Annotated in this window: 14 protein-coding genes; 12 read left to right on the top strand and 2 right to left on the bottom strand. The window is 71.6% G+C overall.

Annotated elements, in window-relative coordinates; all coding sequences use genetic code 11:
• Positions 1-41: 41 nt before the first annotated feature.
• On the bottom strand, positions 42-1,604 hold the full coding sequence (locus ACZ7MG_RS05470) for a hypothetical protein (RefSeq protein WP_471394089.1): 1,563 nt from the start codon (positions 1,602-1,604) through the stop codon (positions 42-44).
• 148 nt (positions 1,605-1,752) lie between these two features.
• On the opposite strand from ACZ7MG_RS05470, the gene ACZ7MG_RS05475 reads away from it, so the two are divergent.
• A complete protein-coding gene (locus ACZ7MG_RS05475) occupies positions 1,753-5,043 on the top strand; it encodes a glycosyl hydrolase family 95 catalytic domain-containing protein (RefSeq protein WP_471394086.1) in 3,291 nt (1,096 codons plus the stop codon).
• A gap of 7 nt (positions 5,044-5,050) precedes the next feature.
• Here ACZ7MG_RS05475 and ACZ7MG_RS05480 read toward each other — a convergent pair whose 3' ends face one another.
• The gene (locus tag ACZ7MG_RS05480; RefSeq protein ID WP_471394083.1) at positions 5,051-5,749 is read right to left on the bottom strand and encodes a GNAT family N-acetyltransferase; all 699 of its coding nucleotides are present in this window, start codon (positions 5,747-5,749) and stop codon (positions 5,051-5,053) included.
• Positions 5,750-6,126: 377 nt separating this feature from the next.
• Between ACZ7MG_RS05480 and ACZ7MG_RS05485 the strand changes: the two genes are divergently transcribed.
• The 11 genes from ACZ7MG_RS05485 (at position 6,127) to ACZ7MG_RS05535 (ending at position 18,598) form a co-directional block, all read left to right on the top strand.
• Complete coding sequence (locus tag ACZ7MG_RS05485) at positions 6,127-7,365, top strand: DUF418 domain-containing protein (protein ID WP_471394080.1); 1,239 nt, start codon at positions 6,127-6,129, stop codon at positions 7,363-7,365.
• 486 nt (positions 7,366-7,851) lie between these two features.
• The gene (locus tag ACZ7MG_RS05490; protein WP_471394307.1) at positions 7,852-9,468 is read left to right on the top strand and encodes a bifunctional 3-(3-hydroxy-phenyl)propionate/3-hydroxycinnamic acid hydroxylase; all 1,617 of its coding nucleotides are present in this window, start codon (positions 7,852-7,854) and stop codon (positions 9,466-9,468) included.
• Between the two features lie 8 nt (positions 9,469-9,476).
• A complete protein-coding gene (locus tag ACZ7MG_RS05495; protein WP_471394078.1) occupies positions 9,477-10,355 on the top strand; it encodes an alpha/beta fold hydrolase in 879 nt (292 codons plus the stop codon).
• A complete protein-coding gene (locus ACZ7MG_RS05500; protein ID WP_471394075.1) occupies positions 10,352-11,371 on the top strand; it encodes a VOC family protein in 1,020 nt (339 codons plus the stop codon). Before ACZ7MG_RS05495 ends, ACZ7MG_RS05500 begins: the two co-directional genes overlap by 4 nt.
• A 102-nt stretch (positions 11,372-11,473) precedes the next feature.
• Complete coding sequence (locus tag ACZ7MG_RS05505; protein WP_471394072.1) at positions 11,474-12,199, top strand: GntR family transcriptional regulator; 726 nt, start codon at positions 11,474-11,476, stop codon at positions 12,197-12,199.
• 131 nt (positions 12,200-12,330) lie between these two features.
• On the top strand, positions 12,331-13,401 hold the full coding sequence (locus ACZ7MG_RS05510) for an Ldh family oxidoreductase (protein WP_471394069.1): 1,071 nt from the start codon (positions 12,331-12,333) through the stop codon (positions 13,399-13,401).
• Positions 13,398-13,700: a putative quinol monooxygenase gene (locus tag ACZ7MG_RS05515; RefSeq protein WP_471394066.1), complete on the top strand. Its 303-nt coding sequence runs from the start codon at positions 13,398-13,400 to the stop codon at positions 13,698-13,700. The genes ACZ7MG_RS05510 and ACZ7MG_RS05515 overlap by 4 nt, the downstream gene beginning before the upstream one ends.
• A 20-nt stretch (positions 13,701-13,720) precedes the next feature.
• Positions 13,721-14,155 carry a cupin domain-containing protein gene (locus ACZ7MG_RS05520; protein ID WP_471394064.1) on the top strand — a complete coding sequence of 145 codons (435 nt, stop codon included), beginning with the start codon at positions 13,721-13,723 and terminating at the stop codon, positions 14,153-14,155.
• On the top strand, positions 14,152-15,591 hold the full coding sequence (locus ACZ7MG_RS05525) for an aldehyde dehydrogenase family protein (protein ID WP_471394061.1): 1,440 nt from the start codon (positions 14,152-14,154) through the stop codon (positions 15,589-15,591). The genes ACZ7MG_RS05520 and ACZ7MG_RS05525 overlap by 4 nt, the downstream gene beginning before the upstream one ends.
• Before the next feature lie 167 nt (positions 15,592-15,758).
• Positions 15,759-18,140 carry a molybdopterin oxidoreductase family protein gene (locus ACZ7MG_RS05530; protein ID WP_471394058.1) on the top strand — a complete coding sequence of 794 codons (2,382 nt, stop codon included), beginning with the start codon at positions 15,759-15,761 and terminating at the stop codon, positions 18,138-18,140.
• Positions 18,137-18,598: a hypothetical protein gene (locus tag ACZ7MG_RS05535; RefSeq protein WP_471394055.1), complete on the top strand. Its 462-nt coding sequence runs from the start codon at positions 18,137-18,139 to the stop codon at positions 18,596-18,598. Before ACZ7MG_RS05530 ends, ACZ7MG_RS05535 begins: the two co-directional genes overlap by 4 nt.
• Positions 18,599-18,600: the final 2 nt, after the last annotated feature.

The following is an 18,600-nucleotide window of genomic DNA, read 5'->3' on the forward strand; positions in this document are numbered from 1 at the left end:
GGGTTAACGGGAGGCTTCTTCCACGACGGCGGACTCGCCCGTCAGCCGACCGATGTCAGCAGTCGCCGGATCGTGTCCGGGTCCAACGCCGCGTTCGCCGCCGCGACATGGGCCAGCTCCTCGTCGTCGAGGAGCGCCGTGAGCCGGGCCCGCGGAAGGTTCGGGTGACGGGCTGCCGCGGCCCTCACGGCGGGGTCCGGGTCCCGGGTGAGGCGGTCCACGGCGGCCGGCTCGGTTTCGGGGTCGCGTGTGGCCAGGGCGCGGGCCTCGGGGTCCTTGTGGTCGGCGAGGGCGGCGAGGCCGTGGGTCGGGAAGTTCGGCCGGGTGGTGAGGTGATCGCGCTCCGGGCCGGTGTATTCGAGGAAGCTGCGCAGCAGGAGCGGCGCGGGGGCGGCCGGATGGTTCTGGGCGAGCAGGACGCGTACGCCGAGGTCGTCGTCGGCGGCCAGGAGGGCGACGAGGTCCGGCGGCAGCCGGTGGTCCGTGGCCGCCTGCCGGCGCAGGAGCGGGTGCTGGGAGAGCGCGTCCCGGCGTACGGTCCGGGGATCCCGGGGAACCTCGGGCGCACAGCGAAAGACGAAGTACTGGTCCATGGGCACCCGGTAGTCGATCCGGGCCCGTTCCTCCTCGCTCAGCGCGGGGTGCAGGGACACCGCCAGCCGGACCTCCGGGTGCGGGTCCGTCATCAGCACACGGCGCTCGTCGGGCCCCAGGTCCGCGCGGCTCGCCGCCTTCGTGCGTACGTCCGGGTCCGGATCGGCGACCAGTGCGCGGCGCTCGGCGGGGCCGAGGTCGGCGCGGCCCGCGATCAGAGCCCGTAGGTGCGGGTCCGGGTCGGCGGCCAGCAGGATCACCGCGTCGGGCGGGAGGGAGGGGTTCTCGGCGATCATCGCCTTGTCCTCCACGCCGGCGGGCCGGGCGAGGACGCGGTCCACCACGGCTGGGCCGAGCCGGTCGTGGAGCAGCATGTCGGTACGGGCGTGGCACGAGTGGTCGGGCAGCGCGCTCTCCACCCACACCGGATCCTGATGGCGCGCATGACGCCCTGCCATCTCCCGGACCGTGTCGTCGGGGTCCGCGAGCAGTGCGCCCCGGGTGTCCGCCGACAGGGAGGTCCAACTGCCGACGCCCCAACGGCGGACCTTCGCCAGCGGATGCGTGGGCATGGAGCGGCGGAATTCATCGGAGATCTGCTGGTAGAAAGGCCCGCCGAGGAGTTCGTCCTCGTACGTGCTGATCATGTGGACGACGGCGTCGTCCGGCAGGGGCCTCGGCCGGCCGGGCACCGCCACCCGCGGCCCCTCGGCGAGGTGGGCGCGGACGAACCACTCGGGATCGTCCAGCAGCCGAACCCGCTGGGCCGGATCGACATGGGGATTACGGGCGAAGAAGCTACGGGTGTACGTGTCGGGGTGCTCGACCACCGCGTCGACGACGGCGTCGGGCAGGATCCGGTCCCGGCACAGCACCATCCGCACGGCGAGCGGGGCTTCGGAGAGCAGCCGCAGGAGGACGCTTTCCGACGCGGACGGGTTGAGTGCCAGCCCGGCGAGCCGACGCGTGGGGAGATCGGCGTCCGCCCAGATCTGTTCAGGCGTGGGCATGTCCGTGTCCCCCCGGATCTCGGCGTGGTCATTTCAGATGCTGCCGCCCTCTAGACATCGGATCAATCGTACCGCCACGATGATCGCGCCCTCACGGGAGAGGGTGAGATCCGATGAAAGAGCCGATGAATGGCGGGGAGAGCTTACCGTGATCAATGAACCCGAACCGCAGCGACGGAGCATCCTCAAGTTCGGCGGTGCCCTCGCCTTCGCACCTTTGATCACTCAACTGACCGGTGGTACTCCCATGGGACAGGCGGTCGCCGCAGGCACCGACACCTCGGCCGCAGGCACGGACGCATCGGCGGCCCACCCGTGGCCGACCCTTTCGCGCAAGGCGCTGAAGTACCGCGCCCCGGCCGCGGACTGGCAGTCGCAGGCCCTGCCGATCGGCAACGGTCGCCTCGGCGCCATGCTCTTCGCCGACCCCCACGAGGAGCGCGTCCAGTTCAACGAACAGAGCCTGTGGGGCGGGCTCAACAACTACGACAACGCCCTCGCCGGCCGACCGGACAGCGACTTCGACACCGGCATGACCGGCTTCGGCTCGTACCGCACCTTCGGCGACCTCGTCGTCACGTTCGCCTCCATGGCCAGCCCCAAGGTCACGGCCCCGGGCGGACCGTACGACAGTTCCGCGGCGGAGGGTGTCGACAAGTCGTACGACGGCACGTCGAGCACCAAGTGGTGCATCGACGGGCCCGGTGCGAAGGTGCAGTGGCAGGTCGAACTGCCCGACCCGGTCGAGGTGGCGTCGTACCGTCTGACGAGTGCCAACGACGTACCGCAGCGCGACCCGCAGGAGTGGACCTTCTCGGGTTCCGCCGACGGCACCACCTGGACCACGCTGGACCGCCGCACCCTGGACGCGCCCTTCGAAAGCCGCTTCCAGACGAAGGAGTTCACCAGCGCCGACAGCGGCGCCTACCGCTTCTACCGGTTCGACTTCGTCCCCAAGGCAGGCGTCAGCCACTTCCAGGTCGGCGAGATCGGCCTCGCGGGCGTCGACCTCGGCGGGAGCGGCACGGTCTACCTGTCGTCGCCGAGCGGGCACTCGGAGGGCTCCGGCGCCGGGAGCGGGTCCCGGGCCACGGACATCTCGCACTCCGTGGACGGCGATCCGGCCACGGTCTGGCGGGTCGGCGCCACCACGACCCCGGTCGTCTGGCAGGCCGACCTGCCCCGCGCGAAGGTCGTCACCTCGTACGCGCTGACCTCGGCCCCCGACCGCCCACGGGAGGACCCCCGGGGATGGCGGCTCCAGGCGTCGCAGGACGGGAGCACCTGGACGACCCTCGACACACAGAACCTCGACACACAGAACCCCGAGAAACCCTTCGCCGGCCGCGGCGAGACACGCACCTTCCGGTTCACCAACGGCACGGCCTACCGCGTGTACCGGCTCACCCTCACTCCCGCCGCGTCCTCGCCGGGCCTCGGGATCGCGGAGATCGCGCTGATGGGCGAGGGCTTCGACACACGTACGCAACGGACGGTCGTCGACTACCAGCGCGGCCTCGACTTCGTGGACGGCGTCCACACCACCCGCTTCGGCGCACCGGGGCGACGCGTCCTGCGCGAGGCCTTCGCCGCCCGGACCGCCGACGTCATGGTCTTCCGGTACACCTCGGAGACCGCACACGGGCTCTCCGGCACGATCTCACTGACCTCCGGACAGGACCAGGCCCCCACGACCGTCGACGCCGACGCACGCCGGATCGCCTTCCAGGGCGTCATGGGCAACGGCCTCAAGCACGCCTGCACCGTCCAAGTCGTCGACACCGACGGCGACTTCAGCCTCGACGGCGACGGCGACGGCGACGGCGACGGCGGTGGCGAGGGCAGCGGTGGCACGACGCTCCGGTTCCGCGACTGCACGACCCTCACCCTGCTCCTCGACGCCCGCACCGACTACAAGCTCGACGCCGCCGCCGGATGGCGCGGAGCCGACCCGGGACCGGTCATCGCCAGAACCCTCGCCAAGGCGGCCCGCCGCCCCTACGCCAAGCTCCGCGCCCAGCACACCGCCGAGACACGGGCCCTCATGAACCGGGTCTCCGTCACCTGGGGCACCTCCGACCCCGCCGTCGTCGCCCTGCCGACCGACGCCCGGCTGGCCCGCTACGCCGCCGGCGGCGAGGACCCCACCCTCGAACAGAGCATGTTCGACTACGGCCGCTACCTGCTGATCGGTTCCTCCCGCCCGAACGGCCTGCCCGCCAACCTCCAGGGCCTGTGGAACGACAGCAACCAGCCCGCCTGGGCATCCGACTACCACACCAACATCAATGTCCAGATGAACTACTGGGGCGCCGAGACGACGAACCTGCCGGAGTGCCACGAGGCGCTCGTCGGCTTCATCGAACAGGTCGCGGTGCCCAGCCGCGTGGCGACCCGCAACGCGTTCGGCGCCGACACCCGCGGCTGGACCGCCCGCACCAGCCAGAGCGTCTTCGGCGGCAACGCCTGGGAATGGAACACCGTCGCCAGCGCCTGGTACGCACAACACCTGTACGAACACTGGGCGTTCACCCAGGACCTGGAGTACCTCCGTACCCTTGCCCTCCCGATGATCAAGGAGATCTGCGAGTTCTGGGAGGACCATCTCAAGGAACGCGAGGACGGACTCCTCGTCGCCCCGAACGGCTGGTCACCCGAGCACGGGCCGCGCGAGGACGGCGTGATGTACGACCAGCAGATCATCTGGGACCTGTTCCAGAACTACCTCGACTGCGAGGCGGTGCTCGACGCGGACCCCGCCTACCGGGCCAAGGTCGCGGACATGCAGGCCCGCCTCGCTCCGAACAAGATCGGCAGCTGGGGCCAACTCCAGGAATGGCAGGAGGACATCGACAGCCCCACCGACATCCACCGCCACACCTCCCACCTCTTCGCGGTCTACCCGGGCCGCCAGATCACCCCGGGGACAGCCGAGTTCGCGGCCGCCGCCCTCGTCTCGCTCAAGGCGCGGTGCGGCGAGAAGGAGGGCGTCCCGTTCACCGCCGCGACGGTCTCGGGCGACAGCCGCCGCTCCTGGACCTGGCCCTGGCGAGCCGCGCTCTTCGCCCGCCTCGGTGACGGCCACCGCGCCCAGATCATGCTGCGCGGCCTCCTCACCTACAACACACTCCCCAACCTGTTCTGCAACCATCCGCCCTTCCAGATGGACGGCAACTTCGGCATCACGGGCGCGGTGGCGGAGATGCTCCTGCAGAGCCACGACGGTGTCATCCACCTGCTGCCCGCTCTCCCGGACGCCTGGAAGGCCAAGGGCTCCTTCACCGGCCTCCGCGCCCGCGGCGGCTACGAGGTCGGCTGCGAGTGGCGCGACGGCAAGGTCACGTCGTACGAGATCGTGGCCGACCGGGCCCGCCATCGGAAGCCCGTCACCGTACGGGTGAACGGCACCGACAAGAAGGTGAGGCCGACCGGGGTCTGACGGCGGCTCACGGCGTACGGAAGCCACGAAAGGTCACCTGGCTGCGGCTCTCGAAGCCGAGCCGTTCGTACAGGGCGATCGCGGCGGTGTTCGTCTCGGCGACGTGCAGGAAGGGGCGTTCGTCGCGGGCCAGGACGCGGGCGGTGACCGCGTTCACCAGGCGGACGGCGTGGCCCTGTCCGCGTGCCTCGGGTGCCGTGCAGACGGCGGACATCTCGCTCCATCCGGGAGGGCGCAGGCGCTCGCCCGCCATGGCGACGAGCCGGCCGTCTGCGCGGATGCCCAGGTAGGTGCCGAGTTCGTGGGTGCGCGGCCAGAACGGTCCCGGCCGGGTCCGCGCGACGAGGTCGAGCATCTCGGGCACATCGGCCGGGCCCAGTTCGACCACGTCGCCGGTGCCCGCCCGGGCCGGTCGGTCCCGGTCGCCGGTCCAGATCATCTGCCGGCCTTCGAGGACGAAGACCGGCTCCCACGTCGGCGGTGGGGTCGCCGGACAGCTGAACATGTCGGCGAAGGCGTCCCGGCCGAGCAGTCCGGCGAGATCGTCCCAGTCCGCCGGGTCCGCGGCCGGAGGCACTGCCGAGAAGGTCGCGACGTCCGGTACGTACGTGGCGGCCCGGCCCAGTCGACGGCCGAGGCCCGCGTGCCGCCCGCGCAGCGACTCACCCACCGGATCGTCGAGTACGGAGGTGTCCACGCTCGTCATGCCGCCGTGCCTTTCTCGGACCGTTCCGGTGCCGGAACGACGAAGTCATGAGCATGGTCCCAGACGGCCACGTAAGCGATCTCCACGGGGCCCCGGCCCCGACGAGGGAGCGGAAACCGCCGTGCTCCCGGGCTCGACCCTGCCGCCGCCGCGCCCTCCACCGGGCGCGAGTCCGAGCCCGTACCCGCCGGCCGGTGGCGTCAGGTGTCCCCGTGGGCCGGGACCCGCAGACTCACTCGAAGCGGGGCGGGTTCCCGCCGCGTGGGGGAGTCACCGTCGGGCCCCCCACCCGGCAGGGGGCGGACCCGCCGGGTGGCGGGGGAGGACCCGACGGTCGCCGGATACCGCGCGCCGGAGCCGCTCGCCAGCCTGGAGTCATGACCCAGCAGCACATAGCCGACACGGCGCTCACGGGGCAGGCCACCGCCGCACCCGGGGCCGTGCGGAACGAACCCCCGATGGCTCCCGAAGCCGGACGAGTCCCGGTGGGACGCCTCATCGGAGTGGACCTCGCCCGGGGACTGGCCGTCTTCGGCATGTTCGCGGCCCATGTCGGTCCCGACCCCTCCGTGGGCGGCACGACGGGCTTCCTGATGGAGCTGGCGCACGGGCGGGCGTCCGCGCTGTTCGCCTTCCTGGCCGGTTTCTCCATCATGCTGATCACCGGCCGGCGCACCCCCAGGACCGGCCGGGCGGGCCGGCAGGCGGTCGCCAAGGTGGTGATCCGCGCGGTGATCCTGCTGGCGCTGGGCACCGCGCTCACCCTGACCGGCACCTCGGTGGAGGTGATCCTCGCCTTCTACGGCCTGTACTTCCTCCTCGTCCTGCCGCTCCACCGGCTCGGCGCTCTGCCCCTGGCGATCATCTCCGTGACCGGTGCCCTGGTGCTGCCCCAGGTGCTGTACGGCGTCCAGCACCTGCTGCCCGAGGACGGCGTCACCGGCGTCTGGGCGTGGCCCGCCGACGCCGACGGCATCGTCTCCCTGCTCTTCACGGGCAGTTATCCGGCGCTGACCTGGATCCCGTTCGTCGTCGCCGGTATGGCGCTGGCCCGGCTGGACCTGGCCTCGGCCGTCATCCGGACCCGGCTGGCCGTCACGGGCGTCGGCCTCGCGATCCTCGGCTACGGCGGTTCCTGGCTCGCCCTGCACCTGACGCCCGGCGCGCTCTCCGCACTCACCGACAGCAGTTGGAGCGGCTCGGCCACGTCGGCCTGGTGGTCGGACACCTGGGGCTACCCGGACGGCAGCTCCCCGGCCGGGCTGCTGGTCGCCTCGCCGCACAGTGAGACGACCCTGTCGATCGTCGCCAACACCGGTGTCGCGATCGCCGTCCTGATCGGCTGTCTCGCCGCCGTCGACGCCTTCCCCCGCTTCCACCGTCTCGCCCGCCCGGTGATCGCGGTCGGTTCGATGTCCCTGACCGCGTACGTCCTCCACATCGTCGGTATCGGGTTCCTAGGCATCGACGAGCTGCCCAGCCCGGCCGTACACGTCCTGCTCGGCTTCATCGTCGCCGTCACCGTGTTCGCCGCGCTCTGGTCGCGCCACTTCCGGCGCGGACCCCTGGAATGGCTCCTCGGCAAGGCCACCAAGCCCGCCGAACTGATCCGCTGACCCCTCACCCGAAGCGAACCGACCACCCTGCCGTTCAACCCGCCGCCCCCGGCCGACCGGCACCGGAACCGGCGCCCCCTCCGCCTCTCCAGAACCCTGGCGGCCGTCTTCGTCTACTGGTCGTCGACTACAGCAAGTACCAGGGCGCCCGTATAGCCGACCAACTCGCCACGGACACCCTCGTCCTCGACGTCGTCCAGCGGCAGACCCACCAGGACTTCGAACGCTGGAAGCGGCGGTCTGGCAGTACGAGAACGCCGGCCTCGACGGATTCCCCGCCTTCATGCGGGACCGCGCCGCCGCCGAACGGCTCCGCCGGCGGATGACGCTGTTCCTCGGCGAGGTCAACGACGACGAACAGAAGATGCCGACCCGCGCACCGCTTGACCGTCCCCGGTGGCCGGATTAACGTAGCGAGCATTCCAATTGTAGTGATCGCTACATCAGTGAGCCGACGCAGGACAGTGAGGTGGCCCGGTGAGCCGGATCAGAGCCAGGGGCGGAGCCGGATCAGACCTCGGGGAGGGAGACGAGACCGACGCGTATGACGTGGCGGTGATCGGCTACGGGCCGACGGGGGTGACCGCGGCGAACCTGCTGGGCGCGCTGGGTCTCAGGGTCGTCGTGCTGGAGCGTGACGCCGAGGTCTTCTCCCGCGCCCGGGCCATCTCCACCGACGAGGAGGTGATGCGCGTCTGGCAACGCGTCGGTCTCGCCGACCGGCTGAAGCAGGACATGCTGGCCGAGCGCCGGCTCGACTTCGTCGACGCGAAGGGCCGGGCCTTCCTCAGCGCGCACCCCACCCCGCGCGGCCACGGCCATCCGCCGCAGATGTTCATCTACCAGCCGGCGCTCGAACAGGTCCTCCGCGACGGCGTCGACCGCTATCCGAACGTGGAGATCCTGCTTCACCACGAGTGCCTCAGGCTGCGCCAGGACGACGACGGTGTCGAGCTGACCGTGGTGGGCACCGCCGACGACTCCGTGCACCGGCTGCGCGCCAGATACGTGATCGCGGCCGACGGCGGCTCCAGCCTCACCCGGGGCCAGCTGAACATCGGCTACGAGGGCCGGACGTACGAGGACCGCTGGGTCGTCATCGACACCAGGATGCTCAAGCCGTGGCCGGACCACGACCGGCTGCGCTTCCGCTGCGACCCCGAGCGCCCGGCGGTCGACTGTCCGACCCCGCTCGACCACCACCGGTGGGAGTTCCCGATCCTGCCCGACGACGACGAGAAGCACCTGACCAGCCACGACGCGATCCACTCGATGGTGGCCAGGTACGGCATCGGCCGGGACCAGATCGAGATCCTGCGGGCCACCGTCTACAGCCACCACGTGCGCTTCGCGGCCCGCTTCCGTATGGGCAGGGTCTTCCTCGCCGGTGACGCCGCCCACGCCATGCCGCCGTGGATCGGCCAGGGCATGGCCGCCGGCGTGCGCGACGCGGCCAACCTGTGCTGGAAACTCGCGGCCGTGCTGCGGGGCGAACTGCCCGAGTCGGTCCTCGACTCCTACGAGACGGAACGCAAACCGCACGTCAAGGAGGTCACCAGGCGGGCCGTGTTCGTCGGGCGGATCATCACCGAACGCCGCAGGGCGATCACCCGGCCCCGCGACGCCCTGGCCCCGGTGCTGTCCCGCCTGCCGGGCTTCACCGACTGGCTGCAGGACTCCAACTGGATACCCGTCGCCCGCTACGCCGAAGGCTTCCAGGCCCGCCCCCGCCACAGGGCCACCGGCTCGCAGATCCCCCAGCCCTGGGTCACCGGCCCCGACGGCGAGCGCGTACGCCTCGACGATGTGCTCGCCGGCCGCTGGCTGCTGCTGCACACCGCCTCCGCCACGCCCCAGCCCGCCTGGGACCGCCTGGGCGTGCCCTCGCTCACCGTCACCCCCGCCGGGACCCGGCCCGCCGAGGACACGGTCGTCGACACCGACGGAGTACTGCGGTCCTGGCTGACCCGGCACCGCGCGGCGACCCTCGCCCTGCGCCCCGACGCGTACGTCTACGCCGCCGCCAACAAGGGCGGCCAACTCCCGCCGCCCCCAACCGGATTCGCCCCCACGGCCGTATCCATCGCCACCCCCGTCCAGTGAGGAACGCCATGCCCACGCACACCGAACTGCCCTCGATGCGGGAGCGCCTCGTCGACGTCGGCGGCCGGCAGATCTTCGTCGCGGAGGCGGGCGACCCCGACGCGGCGCCCGTCCTGCTGCTGCACGGCGGCGGCCCCGGCGCCTCCGGAGTCGCCAACTACGCCCGCAACATCGGGCAGTTGGCGAAGGAGTACCGCGTCGTCGTCCCCGACCTGCCCGGCTACGGCCGCAGCACCAAGGGCATCGACGCCTCCGACCCGTTCGGTCACCTCGCCGAAGACGTCCGCGGCCTGCTCGACGAACTCGGCCTGCCCAAGGCCCACTTCGTCGGCAACTCCTACGGCGGTGCCTGCGCCCTGCGGCTCGCCCTGGACACCCCCGACCGCGTCGACCGCATGGTCCTGATGGGCCCCGGCGGCATCGGCACCACCCGCGCCCTGCCCACACCGGGCCTCAACAGCCTGCTCAACTACTACTCCGGCGACGGCCCTTCCCGGCTGAAGCTGGAGAAGTTCATCCGCACCTACCTGGTCTTCAACGCCGCCGACGTGCCGGAGACGGTCATCGACGCCCGCTACCGGGACAGCATCGACCCCGAGGTCGTCGCGAGCCCGCCGCTGCGCCGCCCTTCCGGTCCGGGCGCGCTGAAGACCCTGTGGAGGATGGACTTCACCCGCGACGAGCGACTGTCCCGGCTGCCCGTGCCCACGCTGGTGCTGTGGGGCGCGGCGGACAAGGTCAACCGGCCCTCCGGCGGCCGGATGCTGGCCGAGCGGATGCCCAACTGCGATCTGTACCTGGTCGCCAACACCGGACACTGGGTGCAGTTCGAGCGCGCCGAGCTGTTCAACGCGCTGTGCGCCGACTTCCTGGCGGGCCGCCGATGAACGTCCACGTGCACGAGGCGCCCTCCGTCTTCGGTTCGGTCCACCTCGGTTACCTCGTCATCGAGACCAGCCGTTTCACCGACTGGCGGCGCTTCGGCGTCGAGGCCATCGGCCTGCACCACGACGCCCTGGACAAGAACCACATGCGGTTCCGTCTGGACGACCACGAGTGCCGCTTCCTGCTCCGGCGAGGCCCCGCCGAGGACGTCGTCGTCACCGGCTGGCACCTCGACGACCACACCACGTTCGAGCGGATCGAGGCCAGGGTGCGCGCCCACGGCGTCCCCGTCGTCCGGGGCACCGACGACGAGGCGGCCCTGCGCGGGGTCGAGCGGCTGCTGCGGTTCCCCGGCCCCAAGGGCATCACCCAGGAGATCTACACGACTCCGGTGAAGTCGGCGGAACCGCTGTCCATGCTCAACTCGGCGTTCGTCACCGGCGCCTCGGGCATGGGCCACGTGGCGATCACCTCGACCAAACCGGCCCAGCTGCGCGGCTACTTCAACACGGTCTTCGACGCCCGGCTCACGGACTACATCGACGAGACCATCAGCGGCGTGAAACTCAAGATCCGCTTCCTGCGGGTCAACGAACGCCACCACTCCCTCGCCATCGCCGCGGTCCGGGGCCTGCCGATCGACCCGGTCCGCACCCGCGTCCAGCACCTCAACACCGAGGTCGCCACCCTCGACGACCTCGCCCGCAGCTACGAACGCGTCCACGAACTCGGCTTCGACATGGCCCTGTCGGTAGGCCAGCACACCAACGACAAGGAACTCTCCTACTACGCCCGCACACCGTCGGGCTTCGAATGGGAGGTCGGCTGGAACCCGATCGTCATCGACGAGACCACCTGGGAACCCACCACCCACCAGGGCATCAGCGTCTGGGGACACCGGCCGGTCGGCCAGACCATCGTCGACAAGCTCGACCAGTTCCGGCTGGGGGCTCGCTCCCTGGCCCGACCCGAGGTCACCGTCCGCGCGCTGAGCGGCGCCGGAATCCCCGACGACTGACCGGCTCCCACCGGGGCCGGGTCAGTCGTCGGGTGACTCCGTCGTCCTGGCGCACGCTAGGCTGTATACAGCGTGGTGTGCGGCAGGGCGACAAGGAGTTCCATGGCCCGGGTGACTGGCAAGAGCGAAGCGGTCTACGAGCGGCTGAAGGGCGACATCGAGTCGTTGCGGCTGCGGCCGGGCGCCAAGCTGGGCGAGGTGCAGCTGGGCGAGGAGCTGGGGGCCTCGCGGACGCCGGTGCGGGAGGCCATCCGGCGGCTCGCGACGGAGGGCCTGGTCGACTTCGTGCCCGGTGAGGTGGCCCGGGTCGCCGCGATCTCGCTGGGCGGGGTCCGGGCGCTCTTCGAGTTCCGGATGCTGCTGGAGCCCCGGGCGGCGGCGTCGGTCGCGACAGCGGGGGCGGCCGACGAACGATCGCTGGGGCCGTTCCGTGAACTGCTGGCCCGCCTGGAGGAGTTCGACGAGTCCTTCCGCGCGCTGGACGCCACCGCGCAGGCCGGGTCGTACCACGACTTCTACGAGGTCACCGAGGGCTTCGACCAGGCGGTCATCGCCGGGTGCCCCAACCCCTACCTCGCCCGCACGATCCGTGATCTGCGCAGTCAGACCGTACGGCTGCGCCACATCTCGCACAGCGGGCCGCGCCGGATGCTGACCTCGCTGGAGGAGCATCGCGCGATGCTGAAGGCGATCACCAAGGGCGACGCACCCGCCGCGGAAGCGGCCTCCCGCCATCACCTCGCACAGACCCTGCAGGCCCTCATCGACGGCCTGACCAGCCAGGACCCGCACTTCGGAGCGGGTGTCCAGGTGGATATCACCGGCTGAGCACCGGCCACGGGATTCCGGAGGAGCCTCGATTTCACCTCGGCGCTGCTGTCGCCTGCTGCAATCTCATGCTGTATACAGAAGTGAATACATCATCAGTGAACATCATCGCTCGACCCGAGAGGCGACCCATGCCGCACACCGTCGGTGCCGCCGATCTGCTGGACTTCGCCGCCGCCGCCACCGAGGCGCGCGGCGTCCCTCCGCTGGACGCCAGGCTGCTCGCGGACACCCTGGTGACCGCCGAGCTGTGGGGGCACCCCTCGCACGGCATGCTGCGGCTGCCCTGGTACCTCGACCGGCTCGCGAGCGGGGCGACCACCGCCGTCGCCGCGCCGGAGATCGTGACCGACAACGGCGCCGTGCTGGTGGTCGACGGCCGCGACGGACTCGGTCAGGTGCTCACCGATCGTGCGGTGACCTGGGGCGTGGAGCGGGCGCGGGCGCACGGGATCAGCGCGGTGGCCGTGCGCAACTCCGGGCACTTCGGGACCGCCGCGTACTTCACGCGCCGGGCCGCCGAACAGGGCTGTGTCGCCCTGCTGGCCACCAACGCGAGCCCGGCGATGGCCCCTTGGGGCGGCCGGGAGAAGCGGATCGGCACCAACCCCTGGTCGATCGCCGCCCCCGGCGGCCGGCACGGCGTCGTCGTCATGGACATCGCCAACACGGCGGTCGCGCGGGGCAAGATCTACCACGCGAAGGAGCGGGGCGAGCCGATCCCCGAAGGCTGGGCGGCCGACGCGGACGGCGTGCCGACCACCGACCCCCGCCGGGCCGTGGAGGGTCTGATCCTGCCCATGGCCGGCCACAAGGGCTACGCCATCTCGTTCATGTTCGACGTCCTCGCGGGCGTCCTCACCGGCAGCGCCTTCGGCACGGGCGTGGTCGGCCCGTACGTCCCCGAGGGCCGCAGCGGCGTCGGCCATCTCCTCCTCTGTATCGACATCGCGGCCATGGCCGACCCGGCCGAGTTCGCACGGCGGACGGAGGCGTTGATCGAGGAGACGAAGTCGACGCCCGTCGCCTCCGGCACGGCGGAGATCTTCGTGCCCGGTGAGCCGGAGACCCGTACCGCCGAACGGCTGCGCACCGAGGGCGTCACGGTCGTCGACGACACCTGGGCCGCCCTCGCCCGGATCGCCGAGGCCACCAGCGTCCCCCTGCCCGTCCCCCTCTCTTCACAGGAGCTGCCCGCATGATCGCCCTGACCGTATCCCTCCAGGTCGTCCCCGGTTGCCGGGACGACTTCCTGAAGGCCATCGAGGAGAACGCCGAGCGGTCCTTCACGGACGAGCCCGGCTGCCGCTCCTTCGACGTCGTCTGCGACCTGGCCGACGACCACCACTTCGTCTTCCACGAGATCTACGACGACGAGGCGGCCGTCGACGCCCACCGCGCCGCACCGCACTTCAAGGTCTGGCGAGAGGCGGCGGCCAAGTACGTCGTCCCCGGCAGCCAGGTCAACACGCTCTCCCGCCGCCTGTTCCACCACTCCTGAACACCCGCAAGGAGCCTCACATGTGCACCAAACCCGCCGAGCCCAACCTGCTCATCCACCCCGACGAGGTCGAACGCTTCGACCGCGGCGGGGGAGTGGCCACGCTCCCCTACGTGGGCAAGTGGAACTCCGAGCAGGCTGTGATCACCACCGGCCAGACCGTGTTCCAGCCCGGTACCGGACTGCCCCTGCACAGCCACAACGTCGAGGAGTCCGTCCTGATCCTCGACGGCGAGGCGACGGCGGAGATAGACGGTGAATTCTTCGACCTGGAGCCCGGTCAGGCCACATGGGTCCCGGCGGGCGTCCCGCACCGGTTCTTCAACCGGGGCGAGGGCGTCATGCGGATCTACTGGGTCTACGGCGGCCGGGACGTCACCCGCACCATCACCGCCACCGGCGAGACCTTCGCGCACCTCTCCGAGCACGACAAGGGAGGAGCGGCCACCTCATGACCACCGGCATCGACACCCCCTCCACTCCTGCCACCTCCGCCACCCCCTCCCCGACCGTCGTGCGGACCCTCGACCCCGCCACCGGCCGGCCCCTGGCGGCCTACGACGCCTGGGACGCCGTACGCGTCGAGGCCGCCGTCGAGCGCGCCCATGCCGCCGCCCGCGCCTGGGCCCGGGTGCCGGTCGCCGAACGGGCCGCCCGCGGCGCGCGGCTGGCCCACGTCCTGCGCGAGCACAAGGACCACCTCGCCCGCCTGGCCACCACCGAGATGGGCAAGCCGATCGGGGAGGCGGCGGGCGAGGTGGAGAAGTCGGCGGTCACGGCCGAGTACTACGCCACGCACGGCCCCGGCATCCTGGCCGACGAACAGGTCGACGTGGGAGGCGACGCGCGGGCCTGGGTGGCGTACGAGCCCGTCGGGCTGGTCCTGGCCGTCATGCCGTGGAACTTCCCCGTCTGGCAGGTCATGCGCTGCGCGATCCCGTCCCTCGTGGCGGGCAACGGCGTTCTGCTCAAGCACGCCTCCAACGTCACCGGCGGCGCGCTCGCCCTCCAGGACCTCTTCGTCGAGGCGGGCTTCCCCGAGCACCTCGTGACCGCTCTGGTGATCGCCGACCCGGAGGTGCCCGAGGTGACCGCCCGGCTCGTCGAGGACGACCGGATCGCCGCCGTCACCCTCACCGGCAGCAACCGGGCGGGCGCGGCCGTCGGCGCGGCGGCCGGGCGCGCGGCGAAGAAGTCCGTGCTGGAGCTGGGCGGTTCGGACGCCTTCGTGGTCCTCGACGACGCCGATGTGGAGCGGGCGGCCGCGGCGGCGGTGAAGGCCCGCTTCACCAACTCCGGCCAGAGCTGTGTGTGCGCCAAGCGGTTCATCGTGGCCGAGGCGGTCGCGGACGCCTTCACGACGGCGTTCGTGGCCGGTGTCGAGGCATTGCGGATCGGTGACCCGGCCGACCGGTCCACCCAGGTGGGCCCGCTCGCCCGCGACGACCTGCGCACGGCGATCGCCCGCCAGGTGGAGGAGTCGGTCGCGGCGGGCGCGCGACTGCTCACCGGCGGCAAGCCGATCCCCGGAGACGGGTACTTCTTCCAGCCCACGGTTCTGGCGGACACCGGCCCCGGCATGCCCGCCTTCGACGAGGAGACCTTCGGCCCGCTGGCCGCCCTCACCGTCGCCCGCGACGACGACGATGCCGTACGGCTCGCCGACGCCACCGTCTACGGCCTGGGCCTGAGCGTCTGGACCGCCGACCCCGCACGGGGCGTCGCCCTGGCCCGCCGCGTCACCAGCGGCGCGGCCTTCGTCAACGCCGTCGTTGCCTCGGACCCCCGCCTGCCCTTCGGCGGCACCAAGCGAAGCGGCCACGGCCGCGAACTCGCCGCCGCCGGCCTCCGCGAGTTCACCAACACCCGCACGTACTGGGTCGCCGCCTGACGTGAGCGCGCGGCGCGCGGAAGCGCCCCGGGCCGGGGTCGGCCCGGGGCACTTCGGGATCGGGCGCCGGTGCCGTGAGTGCCTCGTCGCGTCCCTGTTTCGGGTGGGGGCCGAGGGGTAACCGGGGACCGGCGTCGGAAGCCGTCGGCGTGGGCTGGAGAGCGAACATGGACAGGACGCCCGAGCGGATCGTCCGGCCGTGGGGCAGCCGTACACCGTACGGCCGGCACGAGCGCTGGCCCGTGCGGGTCGACACCGAGCTGGAGACGGGCGTCGTACCGAGCCGTGTGCAGCGGTGGGTGCGGTCCGCGTCGCTGCTGCACTCCGACGGGGACGCCATGGACATCGCGGTCCTGGACGGCCGCATCGTCGGCGTGCGCGGGCGGGCCGACGACCGCGTCAACCATGGCCGGCTGGAACCCAAGGACCTCTTCGGCTGGCAGGCGAACCACTCGCCCGACCGGCTGACCCGCCCCCTGGTCCGCGAGCGCGGACGCCTGGTGGAGAGCGACTGGGACACCGCGATGGACCGGATCGCCGACCGCTCTAGGGCCCTGCTCGCCGAACGCGGTCCGGGAGCGATCGGCTTCTACACCAGCGGGCAGCTGTTCCTGGAGGAGTACTACACCCTCGCGGTGCTGGCGCGCGCCGGTGTCGGCACCCACCATCTCGACGGCAACACCCGCCTGTGCACGGCCACCGCGGCCGAGGCGCTGAAGGAGTCCTTCGGCTGCGACGGGCAGCCCGGCACCTACGACGACATCGACCACGCCGATGTGATCGCCCTGTTCGGGCACAACATGGCCGAGACGCAGCCCGTGCAGTGGATGCGCGTACTCGACCGGCTGGAGGGCGCCGACCCGCCCCGCGTGCTCTGCGTCGACCCCCGCCCCACGCGGGTGGCCCGCCGGGCGGCCGTACACCTCGCTCCACGCATCGGCACCAACGTGGCGCTGCTCGACGCGCTGCTGCACGAGATCATCCGTACCGACCGGGTCGACCACGACTACATCGCCGCGCACACGGTCGGCTTCGAGGAACTGACCGCCCAGGTGGCGGAGTGCACCCCGCGCTGGGCGGCCGGGATCTGCGACGTCCCGGCGGCACGGATCGGCGAGGCCGCCGAACTCCTCGGCACCGCCGACCGGTTGCTGTCCACGGTCCTGCAAGGCGTCTACCAGTCTCACCAGGCCACCGCCGCGGCCGTGCAGATCAACAACCTGCACCTGATCCGCGGCATGCTCGGACGGCCGGGCGCCGGGGTGCTCCAGATGAACGGTCAGCCCAGCGCCCAGAACACCCGTGAGTGCGGAGCCGACGGCGACCTGCCCGGCTTCCGCAACTGGCAGAACGACGGCCATGTCGCCGACCTCGCGAAGGTCTGGAACGTGGACCCGGCGGACATCCCGCACCACGCCCCGCCCACCCACGCGATGCAGATGTTCCGCTATGCCGAGCAGGGCTCGATCCGCATGTTGTGGATCAGCGGCACCAACCCGGCGGTGTCGCTGCCCGAACTCTCCCGCATCCGCGCGATTTTGGGGCAGGACCGCCTCTTCGTGGTCGTGCAGGATTTGTTCCTCACCGAGACCGCCCAGTTGGCCGATGTCGTCCTGCCCGCCGCGACCTGGGGCGAGAAGACCGGCACGCTCACCAACGCCGACCGCACGGTGCACCTGTCGGAGAAGGCCGTCGAACCGCCCGGCGAGGCCCGGCCCGACCTGCACATCTTCCTCGACTACGCGGACCGCATGGACTTCCGGGACAAGGACGGCGGCCCGCTGATCACCTGGCACGACCCGGAGGCCGCGTTCGAGGCGTGGAAACGGTGCAGTGCCGGCAGGCCCTGCGACTACACCGGCCTCACCTACGACCGGCTGCGCGGCGGGAGCGGCATCCAGTGGCCCTGCGACGACCGGGCCCCGGACGGCACCCAGCGCCTCTACACCGACGGGATCACCTGGGCCCGTCCCGACCTGTGCGAGAGCTACGGAAAGGATCTCGTGACCGGCGCCCCGGACGAGGAGGCCGAGTACAACTCCCTGAATCCGGACGGCAAGGCGGTCATCAAGGCGGCCGGCTACCTCCCGCCGCACGAGACGCCCGACGAGAAGTATCCGTTCCAGCTGACCACGGGCCGCACCCTGTACCACTTCCACACCCGGACCAAGACCGGACGGGCACGACAGCTGAACGCCGCCGCGCCGGAGGTGTGGGTGGAGGCGTCCGCCGGCGACGCGGCGGCCCTCGGCCTCGACGAGGGCGACCTCGTCGACGTCGTCACCCGCCGGGGCGCCCTGCGAGGGCGGCTCCGGGTGACCGGCATCCGCCCCGGACTGCTGTTCGTGCCCTTCCACTACGGCTACTGGGACACCGAGGGAGGCCACGCCCCGTACGGCGACGCGCCCGGCCGGGCCGCCAACGAGGCGACGGTCACCGACTGGGACCCCGTCTCCAAACAGCCCCTGTTCAAGACGGCCACCGCCGCACTGCGCGGCGCGGCTCACCCCGGCCCTGCCCCGGCGCCCGACGAGGAGACCGCCCGATGAACGGCGTCGAACTCGTCCTGGGCGCCCTCCACCGGGGCGAGAACACCCTCGCCGACCGGCTGACGACGGCCGCCGGACGCCACCGCGCCGAGCACGAGGTCCGTCACACGGCCATGGATCTCGCCACCTGGTCCCGGGAACACGCACGGCTCCTGACCGAGACCGCCCACGAGCGCGGCCTCGACCTCGACCAGGCTCCCGAGGCAGCCCCGGCGGTGGAGCCACTGAACCCTGACCCCGATCCCGCCCTGCGGCTCCTGTCCGATCTGAGCGCCCTGCACCTCACCGCCGCGGCGAACTCCTTGAACTGGGAGATGCTCGCCCAGGTCGCGCAGGCGACCAAGGACGAGGACCTGCTCGCCGTCGTCACCCGCTGCCATGCGCGGACCCTGCGACAGATGCGCTGGACCAACACCATGATCAAGAACCTCGCCCCACAGATCCTGACCAGCCGCTGACC

The sequence above is a fragment of the Streptomyces sp. NPDC107538 genome, from assembly GCF_055657445.1.